General features: G+C 32.0%; 1 protein-coding gene. It reads left to right on the forward strand.

Going from position 1 to position 347, the window contains the following annotated elements:
• Positions 1–177: 177 nt before the first annotated feature.
• The coding region (locus ACODS7_RS32870) for a recombinase family protein (RefSeq protein WP_488828763.1) at positions 178–347 on the forward strand (170 nt) is incomplete at its 3' end.

The following is a 347-nucleotide window of genomic DNA, read 5'->3' on the forward strand; positions in this document are numbered from 1 at the left end:
AACAATTATTAATTACCAAAAACCAGTGTTTTTGTAACATACATTCTGTATGAGGAATGATCTGTGTTTACTGTATTCCTTTCTTACCAAAAAATATGTCCAGAAATATTACCAAATACCTTTACAAAAATAGTGTCTCCTGTACAATAAAAATAGATAAATATACAGGAGGCATTTATGATTATTGGATATGCACGTGTATCAACAGTAGATCAAAACTTGGATCGTCAAATTCATTCACTTACCGAGTATGGATGCGAAAAAATTGTAACTGAAAAATTTACAGGAACCGTTCGAGACCGGAAAGGTCTTTTACAATTATTTGATGTGAGTCGTTCAGGAGATAC

This window comes from Bacillus sp. FG16, assembly GCF_057809515.1.